The organism is Micromonospora sp. NPDC023966 (assembly GCF_040639095.1).
Lineage (GTDB): Bacteria > Actinomycetota > Actinomycetes > Mycobacteriales > Micromonosporaceae > Micromonospora.
The window spans coordinates 33518-57448 of sequence record NZ_JBEZZJ010000017.1; the positions used below are offsets into that span (position 1 = coordinate 33518).

General features: G+C 72.7%; 21 protein-coding genes, 2 tRNA genes and 1 pseudogene. 13 read left to right on the forward strand and 11 right to left on the reverse strand.

The window, feature by feature from the left end; genetic code table 11:
* Positions 1-4: 4 nt before the first annotated feature.
* Both AB0F68_RS21700 and AB0F68_RS21705 read right to left on the reverse strand, forming a co-directional pair.
* On the reverse strand, positions 5-3343 hold the full coding sequence (locus AB0F68_RS21700) for a ThuA domain-containing protein (protein ID WP_357341264.1): 3339 nt from the start codon (positions 3341-3343) through the stop codon (positions 5-7).
* Positions 3344-3605: 262 nt separating this feature from the next.
* Complete coding sequence (locus tag AB0F68_RS21705; protein WP_357341267.1) at positions 3606-3998, reverse strand: hypothetical protein; 393 nt, start codon at positions 3996-3998, stop codon at positions 3606-3608.
* A 286-nt stretch (positions 3999-4284) separates the two neighbouring features.
* Here AB0F68_RS21705 and AB0F68_RS21710 point away from each other — a divergent pair.
* From AB0F68_RS21710 to AB0F68_RS21735, 6 genes are all read left to right on the forward strand, one after another.
* Positions 4285-4357 (forward strand) — tRNA-Asn (locus tag AB0F68_RS21710).
* Positions 4358-4533: 176 nt separating this feature from the next.
* Positions 4534-6672 (forward strand): MMPL family transporter, encoded by a 2139-nt coding sequence (locus AB0F68_RS21715; protein ID WP_357341269.1) that lies wholly within the window; start codon positions 4534-4536, stop codon positions 6670-6672.
* A complete protein-coding gene (locus AB0F68_RS21720; protein ID WP_357341271.1) occupies positions 6662-7903 on the forward strand; it encodes an FAD-dependent oxidoreductase in 1242 nt (413 codons plus the stop codon). Before AB0F68_RS21715 ends, AB0F68_RS21720 begins: the two co-directional genes overlap by 11 nt.
* 42 nt (positions 7904-7945) lie before the next feature.
* On the forward strand, positions 7946-8884 hold the full coding sequence (locus tag AB0F68_RS21725) for a hypothetical protein (protein ID WP_357341274.1): 939 nt from the start codon (positions 7946-7948) through the stop codon (positions 8882-8884).
* Positions 8881-10416 (forward strand): insulinase family protein, encoded by a 1536-nt coding sequence (locus AB0F68_RS21730; protein WP_357341276.1) that lies wholly within the window; start codon positions 8881-8883, stop codon positions 10414-10416. Before AB0F68_RS21725 ends, AB0F68_RS21730 begins: the two co-directional genes overlap by 4 nt.
* A gap of 130 nt (positions 10417-10546) precedes the next feature.
* Positions 10547-10623: transfer RNA gene (locus AB0F68_RS21735), tRNA-Ile, on the forward strand.
* A gap of 48 nt (positions 10624-10671) precedes the next feature.
* Here AB0F68_RS21735 and AB0F68_RS21740 read toward each other — a convergent pair.
* The 3 genes from AB0F68_RS21740 to AB0F68_RS21750 form a co-directional block, all read right to left on the reverse strand.
* Positions 10672-10851, reverse strand: coding sequence for a hypothetical protein (locus AB0F68_RS21740; protein WP_357341286.1), 180 nt, complete (start codon positions 10849-10851; stop codon positions 10672-10674).
* 4 nt (positions 10852-10855) lie between these two features.
* The gene (locus tag AB0F68_RS21745) at positions 10856-11305 is read right to left on the reverse strand and encodes a hypothetical protein (RefSeq protein WP_357341291.1); all 450 of its coding nucleotides are present in this window, start codon (positions 11303-11305) and stop codon (positions 10856-10858) included.
* A gap of 312 nt (positions 11306-11617) precedes the next feature.
* Positions 11618-12031: a contact-dependent growth inhibition system immunity protein gene (locus tag AB0F68_RS21750; RefSeq protein WP_357341304.1), complete on the reverse strand. Its 414-nt coding sequence runs from the start codon at positions 12029-12031 to the stop codon at positions 11618-11620.
* Positions 12032-12271: 240 nt separating this feature from the next.
* Between AB0F68_RS21750 and AB0F68_RS21755 the strand changes: the two genes are divergently transcribed.
* The 4 genes from AB0F68_RS21755 (at position 12272) to AB0F68_RS21770 (ending at position 14521) form a co-directional block, all read left to right on the forward strand.
* Entirely contained in the window at positions 12272-12715 is a 444-nt protein-coding gene (locus tag AB0F68_RS21755; protein WP_357341308.1) for a DUF5990 family protein, read from the forward strand.
* 27 nt (positions 12716-12742) lie between these two features.
* Complete coding sequence (locus AB0F68_RS21760; RefSeq protein WP_357341311.1) at positions 12743-13432, forward strand: class I SAM-dependent methyltransferase; 690 nt, start codon at positions 12743-12745, stop codon at positions 13430-13432.
* Entirely contained in the window at positions 13425-14039 is a 615-nt protein-coding gene (locus AB0F68_RS21765) for a nucleotidyltransferase family protein (RefSeq protein WP_357341313.1), read from the forward strand. The genes AB0F68_RS21760 and AB0F68_RS21765 overlap by 8 nt, the downstream gene beginning before the upstream one ends.
* Before the next feature lie 74 nt (positions 14040-14113).
* On the forward strand, positions 14114-14521 hold the full coding sequence (locus tag AB0F68_RS21770) for a hypothetical protein (RefSeq protein WP_357341316.1): 408 nt from the start codon (positions 14114-14116) through the stop codon (positions 14519-14521).
* Positions 14522-14568: 47 nt separating this feature from the next.
* Here AB0F68_RS21770 and AB0F68_RS21775 read toward each other — a convergent pair whose 3' ends face one another.
* The 5 genes and pseudogenes from AB0F68_RS21775 to AB0F68_RS21795 all read right to left on the reverse strand — a co-directional run.
* Positions 14569-15459, reverse strand: coding sequence for a glycine betaine ABC transporter substrate-binding protein (locus tag AB0F68_RS21775; RefSeq protein WP_357341318.1), 891 nt, complete (start codon positions 15457-15459; stop codon positions 14569-14571).
* A 66-nt stretch (positions 15460-15525) separates the two neighbouring features.
* Positions 15526-16419 (reverse strand): ABC transporter permease subunit, encoded by an 894-nt coding sequence (locus tag AB0F68_RS21780; RefSeq protein ID WP_357341320.1) that lies wholly within the window; start codon positions 16417-16419, stop codon positions 15526-15528.
* Positions 16416-17738: a glycine betaine/L-proline ABC transporter ATP-binding protein gene (locus AB0F68_RS21785; protein WP_357341442.1), complete on the reverse strand. Its 1323-nt coding sequence runs from the start codon at positions 17736-17738 to the stop codon at positions 16416-16418. The genes AB0F68_RS21780 and AB0F68_RS21785 overlap by 4 nt, the downstream gene beginning before the upstream one ends.
* Before the next feature lie 733 nt (positions 17739-18471).
* The gene (locus tag AB0F68_RS21790; protein ID WP_357341443.1) at positions 18472-18708 is read right to left on the reverse strand and encodes a hypothetical protein; all 237 of its coding nucleotides are present in this window, start codon (positions 18706-18708) and stop codon (positions 18472-18474) included.
* A 92-nt stretch (positions 18709-18800) separates the two neighbouring features.
* Positions 18801-19853, reverse strand: a pseudogene (locus AB0F68_RS21795) (acyl-CoA dehydrogenase family protein); the annotation flags it as partial.
* Here AB0F68_RS21795 and AB0F68_RS21800 point away from each other — a divergent pair.
* From AB0F68_RS21800 to AB0F68_RS21810, 3 genes are read left to right on the forward strand one after another with little or no spacing between them, the layout of a single operon-like run.
* Entirely contained in the window at positions 19852-20538 is a 687-nt protein-coding gene (locus AB0F68_RS21800; RefSeq protein ID WP_357341323.1) for a hypothetical protein, read from the forward strand. The pseudogene AB0F68_RS21795 and the gene AB0F68_RS21800 overlap by 2 nt on opposite strands.
* Before the next feature lie 25 nt (positions 20539-20563).
* A complete protein-coding gene (locus tag AB0F68_RS21805) occupies positions 20564-22660 on the forward strand; it encodes a histidine kinase (RefSeq protein ID WP_357341325.1) in 2097 nt (698 codons plus the stop codon).
* Complete coding sequence (locus AB0F68_RS21810) at positions 22657-23310, forward strand: response regulator transcription factor (protein ID WP_357341327.1); 654 nt, start codon at positions 22657-22659, stop codon at positions 23308-23310. Before AB0F68_RS21805 ends, AB0F68_RS21810 begins: the two co-directional genes overlap by 4 nt.
* Here AB0F68_RS21810 and AB0F68_RS21815 read toward each other — a convergent pair.
* Complete coding sequence (locus AB0F68_RS21815) at positions 23301-23888, reverse strand: helix-turn-helix domain-containing protein (RefSeq protein ID WP_357341329.1); 588 nt, start codon at positions 23886-23888, stop codon at positions 23301-23303. The two genes, AB0F68_RS21810 and AB0F68_RS21815, sit on opposite strands and share 10 nt — an antisense overlap.
* Positions 23889-23931: the final 43 nt, after the last annotated feature.

The following is a 23931-nucleotide window of genomic DNA, read 5'->3' on the forward strand; positions in this document are numbered from 1 at the left end:
GGCGTCACGGGGTGACGCCGATGCCCTGGCCGGTGAACTCGACCCAGTTGAGGTTGCCGAAGCCGCTGGCCGGACCACCGGGGACGGTGGTCAGGACCAGGTAGAGCTTGTGCGTCCCGCCGGGGTCGGTGACCGGCACGGTGGTGCTGGTGAAGGCGTTGTTGCCGGAGGTGGCGTTGACCGTGGCCGTGGCCAGCAGCGGGCCGGTGGGGGAGTCCAGCCGGAACTGGACGCCGAACCGGGGCTGCCCGGCGGTGGCCGCGCTGCCCCCGGAGGTGCGCAGCGTCACCGACTGCATGTTCTTCAGGTTCACGGTGTTGTTGACCGCGATCCAGTCGCCGGGGTCGAGGCTGCCGCGCTGCTGCCCGCCCCCGGTGTCGGCGGTGGTGCCGACCGTGGTGCCGGACTCGTCGGTGGCGAACTCGACCTCCTGGCGCTTGGCCTGGATGATCTGCTGGTCCACCGTGGTCAGCGCCGGCTGGCCGTTGGCCCCCTGGTCGGTGTACGACGCGCTGACCACGCCGTAGATGTAGCCGCCGTGCGAGGCGTCGTCGGCGTCCGTGGGCAGCACCCCGGAGCAGCCGAACTGGTTGGCCTCACCGTGCCCGTGGCCGTCGTGGCCGAGCGCGAAGGTCACCTCGACCTTGGCGCAGTCGACCGGCCCGTCCTCCGGGTCGGTGACGGTGACGGTCCACGGGATGTCGTCGCCCCAGCTGAAGAAGCCGCCTTCGAGCGGGGTGGTGACGGTGACGGTCGGCGCGGTGTTGCCGACGGTGATGGTGGTGTTCGCCGCCGCGGTCTTGCCGCTGGAGTCGGTCACCGTCAGCCGGGCCGTGTAGACGCCGTTGGTGGTGTAGGTGAACGACGGGTTCGGGTCGATCGAGTCGGTGGTGCCGTTGCCGTCGAAGTCCCAGGCGAACGAGATGGAGTCCGCCGGGTCCGGGTCCTTCGAGCCGTCGCTGGAGAAGGCGACGGTCAACGGGGCCCGCCCGTTGGTCGGGGTGGCGTTCAGCACCGCGGTCGGCGCCCGCAGGCCCTTGACGTAGCTGAACTTCAGCATCGCCGCGTCGGGGTTGACGTTGAAGAACCCGTCTCCGTACGTCAGCAGGTAGAGGTTGCCGTCCGCGCCCCAGCGCATGTCCATCGGGTTGTCGCAGAGGAACGGCTTGGCCGGCGTGGTGGGCGCCTGCCCGCAGTTCAACACGTTGTTGATCTTCAGGATCTCGCCCTGGTCGTCCAGCCGGATCTCCTTGAGGGTGTCCCGGGTGAACTCACCGAAGATGATCGCGTCGTCGTAGTACTCGGGGAACTTCGTCTCCGACCTCAGCTCCGGGTCGTAGTCGTACTTCGCCGCGCCGTGCGGGCCGACACCGCCCGTGCCGAGCTCCGGGAAGAGCACCGGGCAGGTCTGCGTCGGAGTCGACAGGTAGGACTCCGGGCAGGGCGTCGGGGCCTGGAACGAGTACCACAGCTCCGACTTCTCCACCCGCGGCAGGTCGGTCAGGCCGGTGTTGTGCCGCGAGGTGTTCTTCGGGGCCACGCAGTCGAACGGGGCCACCGGGGAGATCGGGCTGGTGGTCCAGTTCATCTCGATGTACGGCAGGTTCGGCTGCACGCACATCGGCCAACCGTAGTTCGCCGGCTTCTCGACCACCATCATCCGGCCGGTGCCGGCGGGACCGCGCCCCACCTGGGCGACCGAGGAGTCCGGCGAGTAGTCGGTGACGTAGGCGACGTCGTCCTTGTCGAGGGTGATCCGGAACGGGTTCCGGAAGCCCATCGCGTAGATCTCCGGGCGGGTCTTCGCCGTCCCGGCCGGGAACAGGTTCCCCGCCGGGACGGTGTACGACCCGTCCGCGCCGACGGTGATCCGCAGGACCTTGCCGCGCAGGTCATTGGTGTTGGCCGAGCTGCGCCGGGCGTCGACGAACGGGGCCTGGTAGACGCCGGTGGCGCTGACCGAGTCGTTGTGCGGCGAGAAGCCGCCCGACCCGCCGCCGCCGGCCGGGGTGTCGTCCCCGGTGACCAGCCAGAGGTTGTTCTTCGAGTCGAACGCGATGTCACCGGCGACGTGGCAGCAGGCGCCCCGGTCCACCGGCACCTGGAGGATCTTCTGCTCCGTGGCCACGTCCAACGACGGGATCTCACCGTCGACGAACTTGAACCGGGAGAGCTGGAAGTAGCCCTTCCACTGGTCCCACGCGGCCGGGTCGGTGCTGGTGGTCGGCGCGCTGCCCGTCGGGGTGTCCAGCGGGGGCGCGTAGTAGAGGTAGACCCACTTGTTGGTGGCGAAGTCGTGGTCCACCGCCGGGCCGTACATCCCGTCCTCGCTGTTGGTGTAGACCGGGATCTGCGCCAGCACCGTGGTCTCGTTGGTGACGGGGTCGTGCAGCCGGACGCCGCCGCGCCGGTCGGTCTGGATCACCCGGCCGTCGGGAAGGACGTCGAAACCGATCGGCTCGTTGACGTTGGGCTGCGCCCCGACCACCGTCATCTGGTAGTTGGCCAGCACGGTCGCGCCGCAGTCGCCGTCGGTGACGCCGGCCGCCCACTGGATCGCCCCGCCCAGGTGGGCCCGCAGGTCCGCGCTGTCGTAGCTCTCCGGGGTGGCTCCGAGTCCGGTGTAGAACGAGCGGCCGCCCTGGTAGTCCTTGCACCAGGTGACCGGGTGGTCGAAGCCCATGCTGCCGCCGGCGTAGGTCTTCTCGTCCACGGTGGCCAGCACGTGCGAGACGCCCCGGACGTTCGCCGCGAAGTTGTACCACCGGTCGGTGGTGGACCAGCGCTGCGGCAGCGTCTCGGACGCCGGGTGGACCCGGTCGGCCACGGTGACCGTCGCCCGGCTCGCGGCCGTCGGCGCGCCGGTGGCCCGGGTGCCGAGCACGTCGGTGAGGAACGACCAGTCCGGCTCGGCCTCGATGGCGGAGTGGACGCCGACGAAGCCGCCGCCGTCGCGGTAGTACGCCTCGAAGGCGGCCTGCTGGGCGTCGTTGAGCACGTCGCCGGCCGTGTTCAGGAACACCACGGCGCGGAACTGCTTCAGGTGGGCCTGGTCGAACTTGCGGGGGTCGTTGGTGACCTCGACGGTGAAGCGCCGGTCCCGTCCGAGTTGCTGTACGGCCTGCACGCCGGCGGCGGTGGCGGCGTTGCTGCCGGCGGCCGACCGGGTGAAGACGAGCACCTTGTACTCGATGCCGTTGCTGACGGGTACGGGGGCGGTGAGCACCGGCGCGGCCTGCGCCGGGGTCGGGGCCCGCTCCGCCGTCGCGACGAGCGTCGCGGCGGCGAGAGTGAGCAGGCCGAGATATGTGGCGGCCCTGCGGCCGAACGGTCTTCTGCGCATCGAACCTCGCTCTGGTCGGGCGGGTCCGCCTCAGCGCCGGGACGAGGCTGAGGAGGTCGCTGGGAGGTGACGAGAGCCTGGCCAGGTTCTACGCGAGACGATATTTGCGCTCGGGACCAAAGAGAAGAGGTTGAAGCCAAAAGTTTTCGATGAACAACTCCCACTTTTGTTCAGGATGAGCAAAAGTGGGAGTCGGGTCTCCTTCGGACAGACGAGAGCGGGCCGGTCGCCCGATGGCGACCGGCCCGCTGCCCGGTTGGCGTCAGAGGTTGGTGCTCGTGCCGGACGACCTGGTGCTCGTGCTGCTGGTCGACGACCCGGTCCCGCTGGTCGAGCCCGTGCCGGACGGTCCGGACTTGGCGCCGACGACGGCCGGCGTGCCGGCGAACGGCTTGTCGGCCTCGGTCAGCCCCTGCTTGCTGCCGTTGCCGGTGCCCAGCTTCTCGCCGAGCTTGGTCTGCCCGAGCTTGTCCTTGCCCTCCGAGTAGAGCCGGGTCGCCTGAGCCTGCGCGACCCCCGCCGCCTCCTGGACGGTCGGGTGGTCGAGCACCTTGCGGCCCCGGACCACCAACTCCTCGTACTTCTCCCGGCCGGCACGGGCGCCCAGGACGAATCCCGCAGCCAGCCCGCCAAGAAACATGATCTTTCCGCGCATGGCGGCTCCTTCCGTACCTGACGCGCCGCCGATCCCGACCGGGTGGTCCCGGGCGGGAGCGACCTTCTCGCGCCTGCATCCTCTGTCGGCGGCTAACTACCCATCCTGCTCTCCGGTCATGCCTCCCTGTGCTGAGATGGCGATTTGTCCGGTATTCTGATCGGGTTGCCCGGCCCCCGACCGGGCGGGGGAAGTGGGGTAACCCCCTGGCGCACCACCCCCCGCTGTCCTGTACTCTTGTCCCCGTCGCACGGCGCGGAGAGATCCGCAGCCGGGTGACCTACGGTCCCCCGTAGCTCAATTGGCAGAGCAGCCGGCTGTTAACCGGCAGGTTTTTGGTTCGAGTCCAAACGGGGGAGCTCCGCTCCACACGACGCCCGTCGGCCTTGGCCGACGGGCGTTTCTCGTTGCCGGCATCCACGCCCGTCGCGGTGTCGGTTTCCGCCCGCGGGCGCCGCTTCGCCCGGCAGGATGGTCGATGTCGACTCAGCCTCCCGCTGCGTCGATTGCTGCGTCGATTCAAGGGTGGATGGAGATGGCCGGAGGGCGGAGCCGCTGGACCGCGACGCTGATCGCGGTCGTCGTGGTGCTGGGCTGGCTGGTCCTCGGCGGCATCGCCGGGCCCTACTCCGGAAAGCTCGGCGACGTCGCCACCAACGACAACGCCGCCTTCCTCCCCGCCGACGCCGAGGCCACCCGGGCGCAGAACCTCGCCGCCGGCTTCGTGGACCGCGAGACCACCCCGGCGCTCGTCGTCTACGAACGTACCTCCGGCATCACCCCGGCCGACCAGCAGCGGATCCAGGCCGACGCGGCCCGCTTCGCCCAGTTGCCGGGCGTCGTCGGCCCGCTGCCGCCGCCGATCGTCAGCCAGGACCGGCAGGCCGTGCAGGTGGTCGTCCCGATCGACGCCGCCGAGGGTGAACAGGTCGGCGCGGTCGTCGACCGGCTGCGGAAGATCGCCGGCACCGACCGGGGCGGGCTCACCGTGGACGTGGCCGGGCCGGCGGGCCTGCTCGCCGACCTGATCGAGGTGTTCACCGCCATCGACGGGCCGCTGCTGCTGGTCACCCTGGTCGTGGTGCTGGTCATTCTGCTGATCGTCTACCGCAGCCCGGTGCTCTGGGTCTTCCCGCTGCTCGCCGCCGGGATGTCGTACTCGCTGGCCGCGCTCTTCGTCTACGTCCTGGCGAAGAACGACGTCATCAAGCTCAACGGGCAGGCCCAGGGCATCCTCACCGTCCTCGTCTTCGGCGCCGGCACCGACTACGCGCTGCTGCTCATCGCTCGCTACCGGGAGGAACTGCACCGGCACGAGCGGCCCTGGGACGCCATGCGGGCCGCCTGGAAGGGCGCCGCCCCGGCGATCATCGCCTCCGGCGCCACGGTCATCGTCAGCCTGCTCTGCCTGCTGCTGTCGAGCCTCAACTCCAACCGGGCGCTCGGCCCGGTGAGCGCCGTCGGCATCGCGGCCACCCTGCTGGTGATGCTCACCTTCCTGCCCGCCCTGCTGCTGCTCGGCGGTCGGTGGGCGTTCTGGCCCCGGCGACCCCGGCTCGACCAGGCCGACCCGCGAACCGAACATGGCATCTGGGGGCGGATCGCGGGCTTCGTGGCCCGGCGGGCCCGGACGGTCTGGATCGTCACCGCGGTGGTCCTGGCCGTGCTCGCCGTCGGGGTGACCCAGCTCGGCGCCACCACCCTCGGCCAGTCCGACCTGTTCACCCAGCGCACCGACTCAGTGGCCGGGCAGGAGGTGATCGCCCGCCACTACCCGGCCGGCACCGGCAGCCCGGCCACCATCTTCACCAACCAGGCCACGGCGCAGCAGGTCGCCCAGGTAGCGCAGGGCGTACCGGGGGTGTCCTCGGTCCGGCCGCTCACCCAGCAGGGACCGGCCGGGCCGCCCTCGGGGAACGCGCCGCCCAAGGTGGTCGACGGGCGGGTGCAACTGCAGGCCACCCTCGCCGACCCGCCGGACAGCAACGGCGCCGAACGCGCCATCCGCGAACTGCGCGCCGCGGTGCACCGGGTGCCCGGCGGGGACGCGGTGGTGGGCGGCTTCACCGCGATCAACGTGGACACCGCCGACGCGTCCACCCGGGACCGCAACGTCATCATCCCGGTGGTGCTGCTGGTCATCGCGGTCATCCTGGCCGTGCTGCTGCGGGCCCTGCTGGCCCCGGTGCTGCTGATCGCCACCGTGGTGCTGTCGTTCCTGGCCACGCTCGGCCTCTGCGCGCTGATCTTCCGGTACGTCTTCGACTTTCCCGGAGTCGACCAGTCGTTCCCGCTGTTCGCGTTCGTCTTCCTGGTCGCCCTCGGCATCGACTACAACATCTTCCTGATGAGCCGGGTCCGCGAGGAGTCGGTCCGGCGCGGCACCCGGGCCGGGGTGCTCACCGGCCTGGCGGTCACCGGTGGCGTGATCACCTCCGCCGGCATCGTGCTCGCCGCCACCTTCTCGGCGCTCGCCGTGCTGCCGCTGGTGGTGCTGGTCGAGCTGGGCGTGGCGGTCGCCGCCGGCGTGCTGCTCGACACCATCGTGGTCCGCTCGCTGCTGGTGCCCGCGCTCGCGTACGACATCGGGCCGAAGATCTGGTGGCCGGGCCGGCTGTCCCGGACGAACCGGAACGGCGACCGGGCCGGGGCGGAGGCGGGCCGTGCCGGCTGACACCGACGTCGTCATCGTCGGCGGCGGCCTGGCCGGCCTCGCCGCCGCCCGCCGGCTGCACCGGGCGGGCGTGCCCTGGCGGCTGCTGGAGGCCGCCGACCAGCTCGGCGGCCGGGTCGCCACCGACGAGGTCGACGGCTACCTGCTGGACCGCGGCTTCCAGGTGCTCAACACCGGATACCCGCGGCTCGGCGGCCTCGTCGACCTCGGCGCGCTCGACCTGGGCTGGTTCACCTCCGGGGTGCTGATCCGCCGCGGCGACCGGCTGGAGCGCCTGGTCAACCCGCTGCGCGACCCCGCCGGTGCGCCCGGCACGGTGACGGCGGGCGTCGGGTCGCTGGTCGACCGGCTCCGCTTCGCCGCGCTCGCCACCGGCTGCGCCACCCTGCCGGTGGGCCGGCTGCTCAACGCGCCCGAGACCACCAGCGAGGCGGCGCTGCGCCGGGCCGGCCTCTCCGACTCGTTCATCGAGGAGCTGCTCCGGCCGTTCCTCTCCGGCGTGCTGCTCGACCGCGAGCTGGCCACCTCCAGCCACGTGCTGGCCGTCCTCCTGCGCGCGTTCGCCCGGGGTCGGATCGGGCTGCCCGCCCGAGGGATGGCCGCGCTGCCCCGGGCCGTCGCGGGCCCGCTGCCCGCCGAGCTGATCGACCTCGACACCCGGGTCGCCGAGGTCGCGCCCGGCCGGGTCCGCACCCCGGCCGGCGACCTCGCCTGCCGCGCCGTCGTGGTCGCCGTCGACCCGCCCGCGGCGGCCGCTCTGCTGCCGCGGCTGCAACGGGTACGCATGCACAGCTACACGACCTACTACCACAGCACCGACACCCCGCCGCTGAGCGAGCCGATCCTGCTCCTCGACGGGGATCGGCGGGAGCTGGTCGCCAACACGGTGGTGCCCAGCAACGCGGCGCCCACGTACGCGCCGGCCGGGAAGCACCTGGTGGCCACCTCGGTGGTCGGCCCGCAGGCCCCGCCCGAGGCGGTGGTCCGCCGCGAGCTGGACCGCCTCTACGGGTGCTCCACCGCTGACTGGACGCACCTCACCACGGTGTCCGTGCCGGAGGCGCTGCCCGCCGCGCCGCCGCCGCAGGGCCGGCTGCGCAAGCCGGTCGCGCTCGGCGACGGGCTCTTCGTCGCCGGCGACCACCGGGACAGCCCGTCCATCCAGGGCGCCCTCGCGAGCGGATGGCGGACCGCCGGGGCGGTGCTCGCCGAACTGCGCGCCGTGGGCTGAGCGGGGTCAACCGACGGCAGGAAGATCATCTATCATCCCGCCGTGCCTCGCACTACATCCGACACGCTCGACGCCGATGCCGCGTACCCCGAGGTGGTGGCGCTGCGCCCGGCGCTCCGCGACCATGACTGGGCGGCGCTGCGCGCGGTCTTCGCCGACGCCGACGCGGCCACCACCACCCAGCTGGTCGACGCCGTCGCGGCCTGGGGCGGCGCGGAGAACCTCCTGCAACCGCGGCTCCAGCGCGAGCCGGCGGACCGACTCGCCCAGGTCCTGCTCGCGGCGGCCCTCGTGCACAAGGGCTGGCGCATCCGGACCAGGGCGACGGCCGACTGGGTCACCGAAGACCAGTTCGCCCGGTTCCACGATCACCTGCGCCGCGCCGAACGGATCCTGATCGACGTGACGGCGCGGTGGCCCGACGACGTCGCGGCCTGGACCCAGCGGATCACCCTGTCCCGTGGCCTGGGCCTGGGGTTGGCCGAGACCCGCCGGCGCTACGACCGCCTGGCCCGGCACGAGCCGCACCACCTGGCCGCCCAGGCCGAGATGCTGCAACAGCTCTGCCCGAAGTGGGGCGGCGACTGGGCGGCGGTCGACGCGTTCGCCCGTGACTGCGCCGAGGCGGTGCCAGCCGGGGCCCCACACGGCGTCCTGATCGCCCAGGCACACCGCGAGCGCGGCATGGAGTACGACGACCTTCGTGGCCTCCGGGACTACCTGAGGACGGACGAGGTGGCCGAGGAGATCAACGCCGCGGCGGACCGGTCCGTCCGGCACCCCGACTTCCGGCGCACCATCGGCTGGGTGCGCGTGCAGAGCACGTTCGCGCTGGTGTTCCACCTGATGGGGGAGCACACGGCGGCCCGGGAACAGTTCGAGGCGCTCGGCCCGTACGGCGATCCCGCCGTCTTCGGCGGCTCCGCCGCCTGGTTCGCCGAGGCCCGCGCCGAGGCGTACGCGAAGGGCGGAGCCCGATGATCCGGCAGTTCGACGTCGACGGAGTGCCGACGCTGCTGGCACCAGCCCCCGGCCCCGTCCGCGCCGGGCTGGTGTTCCGGGTCGGCGTCGCCGACGAGACCCTGGCCCGGCGGGGAGTCACCCACCTCCTGGAACACCTGGCGCTCGCCCCGCTCGGCCCGCTGGACCACGACGCCAACGGCATGACCGACGCCCTCTTCACCAGCTTCGTGATCCGCGGCGGACCGGCCGAGGTCACCACGTTCCTGGCGACGGTCTGCCGCCACCTGCACCAGCCGCCGCCCGGCGCACTCGCCATCGAGCGGGAGATCCTGCGGGTCGAGCAGCGTGGCCGGGGCCACGACGAACTCCCCCTCTGGCGGCACGGCGCGCGGGACCACGGCCTGGTCAGCTACCCGGAGTACGGCGTCCCCGGCCTCACCGAGGACGACCTGCGGGAATGGGCCGCGCGCTGGTTCACCCGGCAGAACGCCGCCCTCTTCGTCACCGGCGACGACCTGCCGGCCGGGCTGCGGCTGGACCTGCCGGACGGAGCGCGGCAACCGTTGCCCGCTCCCTCGTCGGCGTTGCCGGAGACACCGGCGTACTTCGCGGCCGGGGCGGGGCTGGTCGCCCTCGACGCGGTGGTCCGGCGCCGGGCGGCCGGTGCCGTCTACGCCGGCGTGCTCGAACGGGAGCTGTTCCGGTCGCTGCGGCAGGAGGACGGGCTGTCCTACCTGGTCACCGCCGGCTACCAGCCCCGATACGACGGCACCGCCACCGTGCGCGCGATGGCTGACGCCCTGCCGGACAAGCAGGACGCGGTGCTCGGCGGCGTGATCGACGTGCTGGCCACCCTCCGGGTCGGCCGGATCACGCCGGCCGACCGGGACGTGGTGGTGACCCGGCATCGCGAGGCGCTGTCCGCCCCGCACACGGACGCGGACCGCCTGCCCGGGTGCGCGCGGGACCTGCTCACCGGGCAGCCGGTCCGCGACCTGGACGAAGTGCGCGCGGAACTCGACGCCGTCACCGTCGACGACCTGCGGGACGTGGCCGGCGAGGTGGCCGCCTCCGCCCTGCTCATCGTGCCGCAGGGCCACACCGCCGACTGGGCCGGTTTCAGCGCGGCGCCCACCACCTCGGAGGAGGCGGTCGAGGGCAAGGCCCACCAGGGGACCGACGGCGAGACGGAGCTGACCATCGGGGCGGACGGGATCACCGCGACCTACGGCGAGGCGGTGTCCACCGTCCGGTACGCCGAATGCGCCGCCCTGCTCGTCTGGCCCGACGGCGCCCGTCGCCTGATCGGCGAGGACGGCATCGCGGTGCACGTCGAGCCGAACCTGTTCGTGCCGACGCCGGACCTTGCCGTCGCCGACGCGGCGCTACCCCCGGAGCGACATGTCCTCATGCCGGCCCGGCGCGCCGAGCAGATTCCACCGCCGCCACCCGTGGTCGGTCGACTCACGCGGATCAGGCGCTCCGTCCGGGAGGCCACGAACACGGCCGGCGCCTGGTTGTCGGCCACCCTGCTGGATCCCGGGCGGTGACTGCGGGCACGAGGTGGCCGCTGCGCGTTGTTATCCTCGCGTTGCCCACCGTGGCGGCCGGGATCTTGACGTTGGCCCGTCGGGTGATGGCCGGTGATCCGTTGGACGGGTTACGATCCGGCGCGGTAGCGGGGCGGTAGCTCAGCGGGTTAGAGCAGGGGACTCATAATCCCTCGGTCGCGGGTTCGAGTCCCGCCCGCCCCACCACGGAAACGCCCTGCTCAGGCATGGTGCCGACGATCCGGACGAACGGCGTCAAGATCGGGACCAACGCCTCAGTCCGCACTGAGTCCGCAGCAGCCCGAGCCGCCGCCCGTCGAGACGGTCCTGGTCCAGGTCGTCCTCGAACAGGTCCGCGTACACGTCCAAGGTCATCGCCGCCGAGGCATGCCCGAGCATCCGCCGCACCGCCTTCACGTTGGCGCCCTTGGCCACCGTGCTACGTCTCGTCAGGATCTTCGAGGTGCGACCTGTCATTGAGGTCGACCACCATGTCCCCGAGGAAGCGAGCCCCGCAGCTATCGCAGAAGGCCCTTTCCGCCGCGCCGTCAACTACCAGCTGGCCGTCGGTACCTGGGTAGCCGAGGTACCACTGGCCGCGCAGCTTGACCATCAGCTTCGGCCACCGCGGCTCGCAGGAGCACACGGTGTTCTCAGGCTCGTGCGCCCATTCGAACGGAGGCGGCGTGCCTGGTTCGATGATGAAGTTGCCCGGGTAGGTCGCGGCACACTCGGCGCACCGGGCTGACAGCTCGAATAGCTTGGTAATCGGACTGCCGTGCTCGGAGGGTTGGCACGGCATGACATAGCCGTTCATCTCCGTCACCAGAGCTGACCACTGGGGCCGACAGCGGCACGTGGGTTTCTTGGTCCTGAACAGCTTGATCACGTACGCTCCCGCACTCTGACGCTGAGGCGAGGAGCGTAGCGGGCGGTTAGACCTTCGGGGCTCCGCCCCGAACCCCGGCCTTCCCTCGGAGATCGGCGTCGGACGGGGGATCTCCTCGGTCAGGCACCACGAGGGCTACGCGAGAACCCTCGGCCGGGCCAAGGCCAAGCCGCTTCGCGGTCACCTACGGCGAGCCTTGACACGACCGGGGAACCTCGCGCTGGAATCGATGCTGGGCGACTGCCGCCGCTCCGCTCGGCGATGTGCAGGTAGCGGCCTCCGCCCCAAACCTCGGCCTCAGAGACCCCGCCCTCATCGACCAAGAAACCGCACGATGGCATCGCGTAGCTGTCTGTCCGGGTCGCGAGGCCGAAGGTCAGGCTCGGAGAACCGCGGGTTGGCAACGAGTTGGGTTAGAACTGATGCCAGATGCTTCCGTTCCGCTTGCAGGTTCGACCACGCCGAGTCGGGTAGCCGCAGCACGTTGGAGAGCAGGTCGCCCGGGTAGTGGTCGCCCTCGGCCAACGGATCGTGGAGCAGGACTTGTACCGCGAGCGGCAGCAGGGCGGACACGCCGATCTCCTGCCCGAGCATGAGGCGCAAGTCCTCGACGGTGAACTCGGCCAACGGCTTACGTCGCAGCTCAGTGCAACGCGCCATGAGAGCTGAGGCGTCCGGACCGGGATCCGGCCACACTTCACGCTCAAGCCGCTCGATGGTCGTCACGGCGGCCACGGTAGCCCGCACCAACTGGCCGGTAGCCAGGCGGCCGGTGGCGACAGCTGTCAGCCGCGAGCAGACCGGAGGCGGTACAGCGTCAGCGCGGCCAAGGAGGGCGCGTCGCGCCGAGAACCGGACCTGCCTCAGTCGGCGCCGCGTTCGCAGCAGCAGAGCGCGGTGGGCGACCGGGTGGCGCTCCGGGCAGTGGCCGTCGGGCTCCTCTGTGTCCCGCCCTAGAGTCGGGGGATGCTGATCCGGATCGAGGGCAGCGACCTGCCGGGGCGGCGCGTCGGTGCCGAGGCGGACCTGCTGCGGCTCCGCAACGTGCACGTGGGGGTGCAGCGAAAGGCCGAGGTGGTCGATCGGGTACCAGCCGATGCCCCGGGCGCGGTCTGGCGGTTCGAGGTCACCAGTCGCGAGGTGGACGGGCTGCTGGACGTCGGCGGACCGTGGGTGCACGGGCGCTTGGGGGCGCGGTTCCTCTATCTCAGCTGGGGATCGGTGACGGACGACCGCTTCGAGATGTTCCGCCGGGCGAAGCTCATGTTCGGTGACATCCCGGCTGAGCTGCTGCGCGCCGGACACGAGGATGCCGGTGTGTTGGTCGGCCGGCTCCGGTTGACCGACGCCGAGGGCGGGCCGCTCTGCGCCCGGGTCCGGCCGCCCGACATCAGCTGGACTCTGGAGTGACCGAGCCTCGTCTGAGACCCTGAGGCGATGGGCTTGTTGCAGACCGCCTCCGCCTGGAACGAGGAGTACCGCCGGGGCCGGTACGTCGACGAGCCGCCCGTGGCCTTCGTCGACGACATCCTCGCGGCCGCCGCCAGGGAAGGCATCAGTTCCGGCCTGTACGTCGGCTGCGGCAACGGCCGGAATCTCCTGCCACTGGTCGACGGCGGAATCGACGTCCTCGGCCTGGACGTCTCCGACGAGGCGGTCCGTCAGCTCGCGCATCGCCGGCCCGACCGGGCGGATCGACTGTGGCACGGCGACCTGGAGTCCCTGCCGGCCGGCCGGACCTGGCCACTCGTGATCGGAATCCAGGTGTTCCAGCACGGCAACCGCGAGCAGGCACACCGACATGTGCGGGCCGCACAGCGGCGAGTCGAGCCCGGCGGCCTGTTGTGCGTCCGGGTCAATGCCACCGGCACCGACGTGTGGCCGGCGCACGAGGTGACCGAGCGCGGCCCCGATGGCGGGTTCACGGTGCGCTACACCGCGGGCCCGAAGAACGGGCTGGACATCCACTTCTTCGGCGGGGAGGAACTCGAGCAGTTGTTCGAGGGCTGGCCCGCGCTGCTCGCCATGAGGGCCGACAGCACCGCACGCACACCGCCCGCACCCGGGCAGTGGACGCAGTGGGAGGCGATCTGGCGGCGGCCGGTCGACCGGCGACCGTATGCCTGATCTCACACGGAAACTCACCACCGAGCCGAGCGACCCTCGGGCAGCCGAGCTGGCCGAGCTGATCGCGGCGTGTCCGTGGATCCTCAACGTGCTGGTGGTCGTGCGGGACACCGGCCTGCCGGACGCCTGGGTGGGGGCGGGTGTCCTCCGGGATCTGGTGTGGGGCCGGCGGTACGGCGACGGCTTCGACCCGCGGAACGTTCGGGACGTCGACGTTGCGTTCTTCGACCCCGACGACCTCGCCCCGAGCGGTGACGCCGCCGCGACCGAACTGCTACGACGCCGCGATCCGACGATCCCGTGGGAGGCGACGAACCAGGCCGCCGTGCACACCTGGTACGAGAGCGTGTTCGGCCCCGGTCCGGTCGACGCGTTGCGCTCGGTAGCCGAGGCGGTGGCCACCTGGCCCGAGACCGCGACCTGTGTGGCCGTGCGTCTCGACCCTGCCGGGACGCTGCACGTCTGCGCCCCGCTCGGGCTGGACGACCTGCTCGACGGGGTATGGCGGCGCAACCCGCGGCGCGTGACGGTCGAGGTGTCCCGCGCCCGCCTCGCTCGCCACGATCCCACCCGACGATGGCCGACGGTGCGGATCCTGCCGCCGTAGCGACCAGCGCCGGGGGTGGCGATCCGAGTACGCGTGCTCATCCGCGCGGCGCCGCGACCCGGCAGGATCGGGCCGTGACGAAGACGACCGGTACCCTGCTCGGCGGCCTCATCCTTGCGGCGGCGACAGTCGGTGCCTGGTGGGCCTGGCTGGGCTGGGAGTCCGGCTACACGGTCGACCCGGAGACCGGCGCGACGAGCGGCCCGTACGCGGTGTGGCAGGTGGCCGCCGCCGTGCTCACCCTGATCCTGATCGCCGCCGTGGGTGGCTGGTTCTGGAGCCCGTGGCTGGTGGCGCCGGTGATGACGGTGGCCTTCACGGCCGTCTGGGCGGCGCGGGCCGCGTCGACGGACGACACCGGGCTCTGGGCGGTGGGGGCGGCGCTGGTCGCCATCGGCACCGCGCTCGGAGCGACGGTGGTCAGCGGCGGCGCCGGCTGGCTGCGCCGGCACCGGGCGGCAGCGCGGCGGCGCGCGGGATGACAGCGGGCCCCGCCGGATGCCGGGGAGGCCCCTGTTCACCGGGTCGCTCAGGCGAGCGCCTTCAGGTAGTCGGGGTTGGCCTTGAGCCACTCCTCGACGGCCTTCTCCTCGTCGCCCTTGTGGGTGTTGAACATCAGGTCCTCCAGGGACCCGAGCTGCTGGCCGTCCATCTTGAACGTCTTCAGCATCTCGGTGACCTCGGGGAAGTCCTTGCCGAAGCCCTTCCGGGCGAAGGTGTTGATCTGCTCGGCCTGACCGAGGGTGCCCTTCGGGTCCGCGAGGTCCTTCAGCTCGTACTTCGCGTAGGCCCAGTGCGGATGCCAGAGGGTGACCACGATCGGCTTCTTGTCGGCGATCGCGCCGTCGAGTGCGGCGAGCATGGCCGGGGTCGATGACGTCTTCAGCTTCATCACCCCGTCCAGGCCGTAGCTGGGGAGCACCTTCTCCTGGGTCGCCTTGGTGAGACCGGCGCCCGGCTCGATGCCGATCATCTGCCCGCCGAAGGTGCCGGCCTTCCCGGCCAGGTCGTCGAGCGAGTCGACGCCCTCGACGTACTTCGGCACCGCGATGCTCAGGCTGGCGTCGTCGTACCAGACACCGAGCTTCTCCAGCTTGTCGCCGTACTTCTCCAGGTAGGAGGCGTGGGTCTGGGGCAGCCAGCCGTCCAGGAACAGGTCGATGTCGCCGCTGGCGAGACCGCCGTAGACGAGACCGGCCTCCAGGTTCTTGAGCTGGACCTGGTAGCCCTTCTCCTCCAGGATGTGCTGCCACAGGTGGGACGCGGCGACGGCCTCGTCCCAGGCCATGTAGCCGATGGTGATCTTCTTCTTGCCGTTGCCGGACGCGCCGTCCGACTGGTCGCCGCAAGCGGCGGCGCCGCCCAGGGCCAGGGTGGCCGTCACCGCGAGTGCGACGACGCGCTTCAAAGTGCTGAACACAGAGTTTCCTTCCTGATTCGGGATGCCGGCGGCCCGCGTGTGCGGGACCAGGGGTGCCGGCGTCGGTCAGGCGGCCTGCCGCGCGAGGCGTTGCGCCCGCGCGGACGGGAACCGGTCGCCCGCGGAGTCGGTGAGCCGGTCGAGCACCACGGCGAGGACCACGACGGCGATCCCGCCCTCGAATCCGCTGCCCACCTCGACCTGGGACAGCGCGAACATGATCACGTCGCCGAGGCCGCCGGCGCCGACCATGCCGGCGATCACGACCATGGACAGGGCCAGCATGATCACCTGGTTGACCCCGGTCATGATGGTCGGCAGGGCCAGCGGCAGTTTGGTGCGCAGCAGCACCATCCACGGCGGCGCGCCGAACGACTCGGCGGCCTGCACGATCTCCTTGTCGACCTGGCGCAGGCCCAGCTCGGTCAGGCGAACGCCGGGCGGCATGCTGAACACCAGGGTGGCCAATACGCCCGGAACCGTGCCGATGCCGAAGAAGAAGATCGCCGGGATGAGGTAGACGAACGCCGGCATGGTCTGCATCAGGTCCAGCACCGGCCGGGCGATCGCGGAGGCGCGCCTGTTCTCGGCGACGAAGACGCCCAGCGGGATCGCCAGCAGCAGGGCGATCGCGCTGGCCACGAGCACCTGCGCGAGGGTGCTCATGGTCTCCTCCCAGTACGGCATTCCGGCCACCAGGCCGAGGCCCACGGCGGTGCCGAGACCGAACTTCCAGCCGCGCAGCCACCAGCCGAGCGCGGCGAGGACCGCCACGACCGCGACCGCCGGTACGGCGGTGAGCAGGTCGTTGAGCGGACGCACGAGGGCTTCGACCACGGTGGCGATCGCGTCGAAGAGCGGGCCGAGGGTGGCGGTGGCCCAGTCGACGGCGGACTCGGTCCACATGCCGAGCGGCACCCGGGGCAGCCAGGCGTCGAGCGGAGACTGCATCAGGCTCATACCGGCTCCTCCTTCTTGACGATCGGTCCGAGATCGCTCGGCGCTGCCGCGTCGACCGGCAAACCGTCGGCCGGCCCGCTGTCGCCCGGGCCGTCCACCCCGGGCCCGACGCCGTCCCTCGGTGAGCCGTCGGGAGCCGTGCTGGCCAGGGCTGCGAGCAGCGTGATCCGCGGGATGACGCCGGACAGCCGGCCCGTCGCGTCCAGTACGGCCACCGGATGGACGCTCTCCGCGCACTCGGCGAAGAGATCGGCCACGGCCGTGTCCGCGGTGACCGTCCGGACCTGCTCGGTCGAGACGTACCCCTCCAGGCTCTGCCGACCCTCACGGAACGCCCGCAGGACCTCGTCCTCGCTGACCGTGCCGAGGAACTGCTTCCTCGGGCCGGTCACGTAGGCCACCGAGGTCTGGTTCTCCCGCAGCGCGCGGGCGGCCACCCGGGGGCCGACGTTGACGTCGAGCACGGTTTGCGCCTTCTCCATCACGGACGAGGCGGTGAGGATCCGGGTGCGGTCGACGTCCGCGACGAACTGGGCGACGTAGTCGTTGGCCGGGTCGGTGAGGATCTCCTCGGCGGTGCCGATCTGGACGATGCGGCCGTCCCGCATCACCGCGATCCGGTCGCCGAGCCGCATGGCCTCGTTGAGGTCGTGCGTGATGAAGATGATGGTCTTGCCCAGCTCGGCCTGGAGTTCCAGGAGCTGGTCCTGGATCTCCCGGCGGATGAGCGGGTCGAGCGCCGAGAACGCCTCGTCCATCAGCAGGATGTCGGTGCCGGCCGCGAGCGCGCGGGCCAGCCCGACCCGTTGCCGCATGCCGCCGGACAGGTCGTGGGGGAGTTTGTCCGCCCACTCCGTCAGGCCCACCATCCGCAGTGCGTCCATGGCGCGCTCGCGCCGCTCTGCCTTGGGCAGGCCGGCGACCTCCAGCGCGTATCCGGCGTTCTCCACCGCCGTCCGATGTGGCATCAGCGCGAAGTGCTGGAAGACCATGCTGATCTTTTCCCGGCGCAGCTTGCGCAGCGCGGCGGGCTTGAGCGTGGTCAGCTCGACCCCGTCGACCTGCACGCTGCCCCTGGTGGGCCGCAGCAGGCCGTTGAGCATCCGGATGAGGGTGGACTTGCCGGAGCCCGAAAGGCCCATCACGACGAAGATCTCGCCGGGACGTACTTCGAAGTTCGCGTCGATCACGGCGGCCGTGGCCGGCAGCCCGGCAAGAGCCTCCACGCGGGGCGCTCCGTCCGCGAGGCGCCTCATCGCCTCGTCAGCTCGGTTACCGAATATTTTGTAGAGCGACTTCACTGCGAGCGCAGGCACGATCCCCTCTCCGATGAAACCCGCTGGCGGATCGCGCCATCGGTGACCATCTTCGCGTCTCGTCCGTCGATATCAACATCGGTCACATCAGTCGGACCCTGGGGGCCGGCCCGGAAACCTACCGACTTCATCGGGGTTAATCCAGCCGGGGCTGCGGGGAATGTGGATCTGCCCACAAAAACTCGCGGCCCCGGATGCGCGAATTCGGTCGTCCGCGCCCAGCGAGGACGTGCGGATCGGCCTACCGAGCTTGAGCATTTGCCCCTCCATGCGCCTTTCGCCCCCTCCGGTCGCCGTCTCGGTCCGGAGGGGGGCGAGTTCTGTGGCTCGTCCTCGAATTTGTCAGGAGTGATAGAGAACTGTCATGCGTTCGTCATATTCTGGAGCGGCTTCGCCGTATCCCCGAGCGGGCTCCGGTTTGCGATTCCCGATCTGGTGCGGCGCAGGAGGAATCGCCGATGACGGATTCGCCGGCCCGATTTCCGAGCGGAGCCGGCGGCGCGGTCCGCCCTGATCGGCGGCGTCAATCCGGTCGCCCCCCGGCCGACCGGACGAGGCAGCGGCCGGGGTTACCGCGATGCTGCGCGAGCCGGTCGCCACGGTCGAGCGCCGGCACCGGCACCAGTGACGGCGAGGTGGCCGCCCTGCGGGGGCGGGACCGGGTGGAGGTGGCGGCGGGCAGCGCGGTCGGCACCCCCACCCTGGGGGACCAGGCCCCACCGGCCCCACGACCGGGTCAGTACGCCAGCGCCGCCGGCCGGCCCAGCAGCCGCGCGCCGTTGTTGCCCAGCCAGCCCTCCGCGGCCGCCGCGTGCTGGGCGAACGTGTGGATGTCGCGGAACCGGCGCTGCAGCGGGGAGGAGTCCCGGGCCGCGCCGCCGCCGGCCGCCCGGTAGCAGGTGGCCACCGCGGCGATCGCCCGCTCGGTGACCCAGGGCAGCGCCGCGGAGATGGTCGGTTGCAGCGCCAGGATCCGCTCCGGATCCTGGGCGCAGGCCGCCCAGAGTTCGTCGCGAGGTCGGCGAGGAGCGTCCGGGCGGCGCGCACGTTCAGGTCGGCCCGGCCCAGGTGGATCCGGAAGGCGGGGGAGTCGGCGAGCGGCTGCCGGGCGTAGAGCCGCTGCCGGTCGCCGCCGAGCAGCGCGGTCATGTCGTCGAGCGCGCCCTGTGCGATGCCGACCGCCACCGCGCCCAGGTGCAGGACGAACTGCGCCAGCGGCGCCACGAACCCCGGGCCGGGCAGGCACGGCGTGCCGGTGAACAGGTCGAAGCTGGCCTCGGCCGGGCAGAAGGCCGAGTCGGCCACCACGTCGTGGCTGCCGGTGCCGCGCAGGCCCAGCACGTGCCAGGTGTCCACAACGGTCACCCGGTCGGCCGGGAAGAGCATCGAGCGGGTCTCCGGCGGCGCGCCGTCCGCGCCCGGCAGCGGCTGACCGTCGGCCGTGACCAGGCAGTTGCCGAAGATCCAGTCGGCGTGCCGGCAGCCGCTGGCGAACGCCCAGCGGCCGCTGACCTGGAAGCCGCCGTCGGCCAGCTCGGCCCGGCCCTGCGGCGCGAAGGCGCCGGCCACCACGACGTCCGGGCCGGCGGCGTAGATCTTGTCGAACCGGTCCCGGGACAGCAGGGCCAGCAGGTGCGGGGTCTCCGCGCCGATCATCACCGTCCAGCCGGCCGAGCCGTCCGCCCGGGCCAGCGTCTCCAGCACCGTCATGCCGGTGCGCAGGTCCATCTCGTACCCGCCGTGGCTGCGCGGCACGAACATCCGGAAGCAGCCGGCGGCGCGGAGCCGGTCGAGCAGATCGGCGGGCAGTTCCCGGGCCCGCTCGATCTCCGCGGCCCGCGCGGTCAGTTCGGGCGTCAGCTCGCGTACGGCGGTCAGCAGGTCGTGCGCCATTGGTGGCCTCCCTCGGCGTCGGTGTGGCGGCTCCACGGTGGGCGGCCCGCCGTCCCGGCCGCCAGGGACACCGGCACCGACCGGCCGGGACACCGCCGGAGCCCGGGTACGCCGACGGAACCGCCCGGACGGTCGGGACGTTCCGCCCCATGCGCCCGGGACGCCGGGACGGCGACGCTCGCCTCGCGGCGGTCCGCCGCTTCCGTGACCCGAGGAGGAACCCATGACCAGCGCCACGCTCGACACCACCGCCGTGCCGGCCGCCACCGACCGCCCCCGCCGGGGCTGGGCGATCGCCGGGGCCGTCGCCGGCGTCACCGGCGTCGCACTGTTCCAGTTCAGCCCGGCGCTGACCGACGTGGACCGGTCGCTCTTCGCCGACAACGAGCGCTTCGTGGCGGCCATGGCGGGCCGCGAGGCGTACGCCTGGGTGTTCCAGGTCCTGGCCGTGCTGGCCGCCGGGTGCCTGGCGGTCTTCGCGGCCGGGCTGCGGCGGCGGCTGGCCGCCCGTGAGCCGGCCGGCGGGCTGCTGCCCGACGTGGCCGCGGCCGGCCTGCTGCTCACCGCCGCGCTGCTGCTCGTCGGCGGCGGGGTGGCCACCGAGCTGTACTGGGACCTGCTGCACCTGTCCGAGACCGACGCCGACACCGTCGCGGCGCTGGCCGTCGTCTACAGCACCCTGCCGTGGGTGTGGGCCGGGGCCGGGCTGAGCGCCGGCGCGGTGGCCGTGGCCGGGCTGCGCCGGCGGTCGGTGAGCCGCTGGCTCGCGGTGTTCAGCCTGCTCATGACGCTGCTGGTGGTGGTCACCCAGGCGGTGCCGCTGCAGTACCTGGCGCTCGCCCCGGCGGCGCTCTGGGCCACTGTCGCCGGTCTGACATTCGCGCTGGAACGGCGGGGTCTCGGCAACTGACCCGGCGACTGCCAGGATCAGGGCCATGCCCGCCGACCCGACGCCCGTGCCGTCCCGCGCCGGCGGCGACCACCGCCGTCCGGTCGCCGCCCGGCTGGTCGCCGCCGGCTGCGCGCTGCTGCTCGTCGGTACGGCGGTCTGCTGGGTGGCGGCCCGCCGGCCGTGGGGCCTGTCGCAGCTCTACTTCCTGGTCGACTTCACCGACTGCGCGGTCTACGGCACGGTCGCCTGGCTGGTCCTGCTGCGCCGCGGTCATCCGGTCGCCTGGCTGCTCGCCGCGACCGGGCTGGGCGGCGGGCTCTCCGCGCTGAGCGCCCAGTACGTGGACCTGCTCGCGGTCCGGCCCGGCCTGCCCGCGCCGGTGCTGCTCACCTCGGCCCGGGACTGGGCCTGGGTGCCCGGGATGCTCTCGCTCATCACGGTGGTGCCCTGGCTGGTCCGGGAGGGGCGGCTGCGCGTGCCGGCCCGGGTCGCCGTGGCGGCCGGCGCCCTGGTCACCGCCATGATCGCGCTGTTCCACCTGACCTGGCCCGGGCGGCCGGGGCACCCCTCGGGCGCGCCGTTCCCGGTCACCGCGCCGGGCTGGGCCGAGTTCGTGATCGCCGGAGAGCCGTGGCTGTTCCGGGTGGTGCCGCTGCTCGGGCTGGTGGCCGCCGCCGGGGTGCTGCGGCGGTGGCGTACCGGGCCGCCGGCCGAGCGGGTCGGGCTGGGCTGGCTGGCGGTCGGCACCCTGCTGCTCGCGGTGAGCTTCGCCCCGCTCGGCTTTCCCGCGGACTGGGCTCGGCAGGTCCCGGACTGGCTGGCCCCGACCGCGATGCTCGCCTCGCAGGCGTTCTTCCCGGCCGCGGTGCTGGCCGTGGTGCTCCGGCAGCGGCTGTGGGGGATCGAGATCGCGGTCCGCCGCACCCTGGTCTGGTTCCTGCTCACCTTCCTGCTGGTCGCCGCGTACGTGGTCGGGGTGAGCCTGCTCGACGGGCTGCTGCCGTCGTCGCCGGCCGTGCCGGGGGTGCTGGTCACCGCGCTGGTGGCGGCCGGCACCCAACCGGCCCGGTCCCGGGTGCAGCGCGGTGTGGACCGGCTGATCCACGGCGAGGCGGTGGAGCCGCTCGGCGTGGTCCGCGGCGTCGGCCACCGGATCAGCGCCTCCGCCGACCCGGCGGACGTGCTGGACGGGGTGGCGCGGAGCGTGACGGACCTGCTCCGGCTGGGTGCCTGCGCCATCGAGGTGGACGGTCCCGAGCCCTACGCCGCGCACGGCTCCTCCGCCGGCCCGGTCGGCGCGCCGCTGGTGCTGCCGTTGCGCCGGGGCGGCATCGAGATCGGCCGGCTGGTGGCCTGGGCCCGGGCGGGGGAGCGGCTGGACGGGCGGACCCGGGCGGCGCTGCTCGACCTGGTGCCGCTGGTCGCCTCGGCCGCCAGCCTGGCCGCCACCGGCCGGGCGCTGGCCGCCTCCCGGACCCGGCTGGCCGAGGCGCGCGAGGAGGAGCGCCGCAAGCTGCGCCGGGACCTGCACGACGGGCTCGGTCCGGCGCTGGCCGGGGTGGCGCTGGGCCTGGCGGCGGCCCGTAACCTGCTGACCGTGGATCCCGAGGCGGCCGGCCGGTTGCTGGACCGGTTGCGCGACGAGACCGACCAGCGGGTGGAGCACGTCCGGGACCTGGCCCGCGGGCTGCTGCCGCCGGTGCTGGGCGAGCGCGGCCTCGCCCCGGCGCTGCACGAGCTGGCCCAGCGCTACGCGGGCTCGGGGCTGGCCGTGCAGGTGACGGCCGAGCCGCTGCCGCTGCCCGAGCCGGTGGCCACCGCGATCTACGGGATCGTCTCCGAGGCGGTCCGCAACGTGCACCGGCACGCCGGCGCGACGGACTGCCGGGTCACGGTGCAGCGGGACGACGAGGGGCTCACCCTCCGCGTCGGGGACGGCGGTCGCGGCATCGTGCCGGGCACGCCGGCCGGGATCGGGATGCGCTCGATGCGCGAGCGGGCCGAGGGGATCGGCGGGGTGTGCGTGGTCGCGCCGGGACCGGACGGCGGCACCACGGTCACCGTCCGGGTGCCGGCCGCGCGGCTGTCCGGGGACGCCGCGGCGGACCAGGCCGGGCAGCCGCTGGCCGTGGTCCCGTGACCGGGGAGACGATCCGGGTGGCGGTGGTGGACGACCACCCGGTGTTCCGGCTCGGCATGAGCGCGCTGCTGGCCTCGACGGCCGGGCTCGAGGTGGTGGGCGAGGCCGCCGACGCGGACGCCGCGTTGCGGGTCGCCGACCAGCACCGGCCCGACGTGATCATCATGGACCTGCACCTGGGCGGCCGCTCCGGCGTGGCGGCGACCCGGGAGATCGTCGGCCGGCACCCGGGGATCGGCGTGCTGGTGGTGACCATGCTGGACGACGACGACTGGGTCTTCGCGGCGCTGCGCGCCGGGGCCCGGGGTTACCTGCTCAAGGGCGCCGCCCCGGCCGAGGTGGAGCGGGCGGTCCGCGCGGTGGCCAACGGCGAGGTGCTGCTCGGCCCGGTCATCGCCAGTCGGGCGGTGAGCTACCTGTCCGGGGCGCGTGTCGGCGGGGCGGCTCCGTTCCCCGAGCTGACCGACCGGGAACGCGAGGTGCTCGACCTCGTCGCCCAGGGGTTGAGCAACGTGGTCATCGCCCGGCGGCTGACGTTGAGCCCGAAGACCGTCCGCAACCACCTGTCCAACGTGCTGGCCAAGCTCCAGGTGGCCGATCGCGCGCAGGCCATCGTCCGGGCCCGGGAGGCGGGCCTCGGTCAGCCCTGACCGCCCCCGAACTCGGCGGCGAGGACCCGCAGCGCCCGGGTCAGCTCCCGCGCCGAGGGCGCCGCCGCCGGGTCGATCAGCCACTGGGCCGCGACGCCGCCGATCAGCGCCTGGTGGAAGGCGCCGACGGCGAGGGTGGTCGACTCGTCGAGGGCCGGGTCGAGCCGGTGGAAGACCTCGGCCAGCCCGAGCCGGGCCTCGCGGGTGACCCCGGCGAACGCCTCCCGCAGCTCGGGCGCGCGGTCCAGCTGCGCGATCAGCTCGAACTGGACCGCCCAGAGTGGCCGGAGCCGGGCGAACGACTCGATGATGCGCTCCCACGCCGCCTCGAAGCGCTGCTCGGGCGTGGCGTCCGGCCCGGCGTCCTCGGCGAGGGCGCGGCCCAGCTCCTCGCCCCACTCCGCCATGGCCTCCACGAGCGCCTCGTTGAGCAGCGCCCTGGTGGTGCGGAAGTGGTAGCCGATGGCGGCCAGGCTGGTGCCGGCGGCGCCGGCCACGTCCCGAGCGGTGGTGGCCGCATAGCCCTTCTCCATCAGGCAGCGTTTGGCCCCGGCGAGCAGGGCCTCCCGATTTCCCATGCCAGGAGCCTAGCCGATTTCCGAACAAGCGTCTTGCACAAAT

Excerpts from the sequence above, each read along its gene's own strand:
- AB0F68_RS21800 (WP_357341323.1), top strand. The coding sequence starts at position 19,852 with ATGACCAGCGCCACGCTCGACACCACCGCCGTGCCGGCCGCCACCGAC.
- AB0F68_RS21700 (WP_357341264.1), bottom strand. The coding sequence starts at position 3,343 with ATGCGCAGAAGACCGTTCGGCCGCAGGGCCGCCACATATCTCGGCCTG.
- AB0F68_RS21715 (WP_357341269.1), top strand. The coding sequence starts at position 4,534 with ATGGCCGGAGGGCGGAGCCGCTGGACCGCGACGCTGATCGCGGTCGTC.
- AB0F68_RS21815 (WP_357341329.1), bottom strand. The coding sequence starts at position 23,888 with ATGGGAAATCGGGAGGCCCTGCTCGCCGGGGCCAAACGCTGCCTGATG.
- AB0F68_RS21805 (WP_357341325.1), top strand. The coding sequence starts at position 20,564 with ATGCCCGCCGACCCGACGCCCGTGCCGTCCCGCGCCGGCGGCGACCAC.
- AB0F68_RS21780 (WP_357341320.1), bottom strand. The coding sequence starts at position 16,419 with ATGAGCCTGATGCAGTCTCCGCTCGACGCCTGGCTGCCCCGGGTGCCG.
- AB0F68_RS21730 (WP_357341276.1), top strand. The coding sequence starts at position 8,881 with ATGATCCGGCAGTTCGACGTCGACGGAGTGCCGACGCTGCTGGCACCA.
- AB0F68_RS21705 (WP_357341267.1), bottom strand. The coding sequence starts at position 3,998 with ATGCGCGGAAAGATCATGTTTCTTGGCGGGCTGGCTGCGGGATTCGTC.
- AB0F68_RS21760 (WP_357341311.1), top strand. The coding sequence starts at position 12,743 with ATGGGCTTGTTGCAGACCGCCTCCGCCTGGAACGAGGAGTACCGCCGG.
- AB0F68_RS21755 (WP_357341308.1), top strand. The coding sequence starts at position 12,272 with ATGCTGATCCGGATCGAGGGCAGCGACCTGCCGGGGCGGCGCGTCGGT.
- AB0F68_RS21765 (WP_357341313.1), top strand. The coding sequence starts at position 13,425 with ATGCCTGATCTCACACGGAAACTCACCACCGAGCCGAGCGACCCTCGG.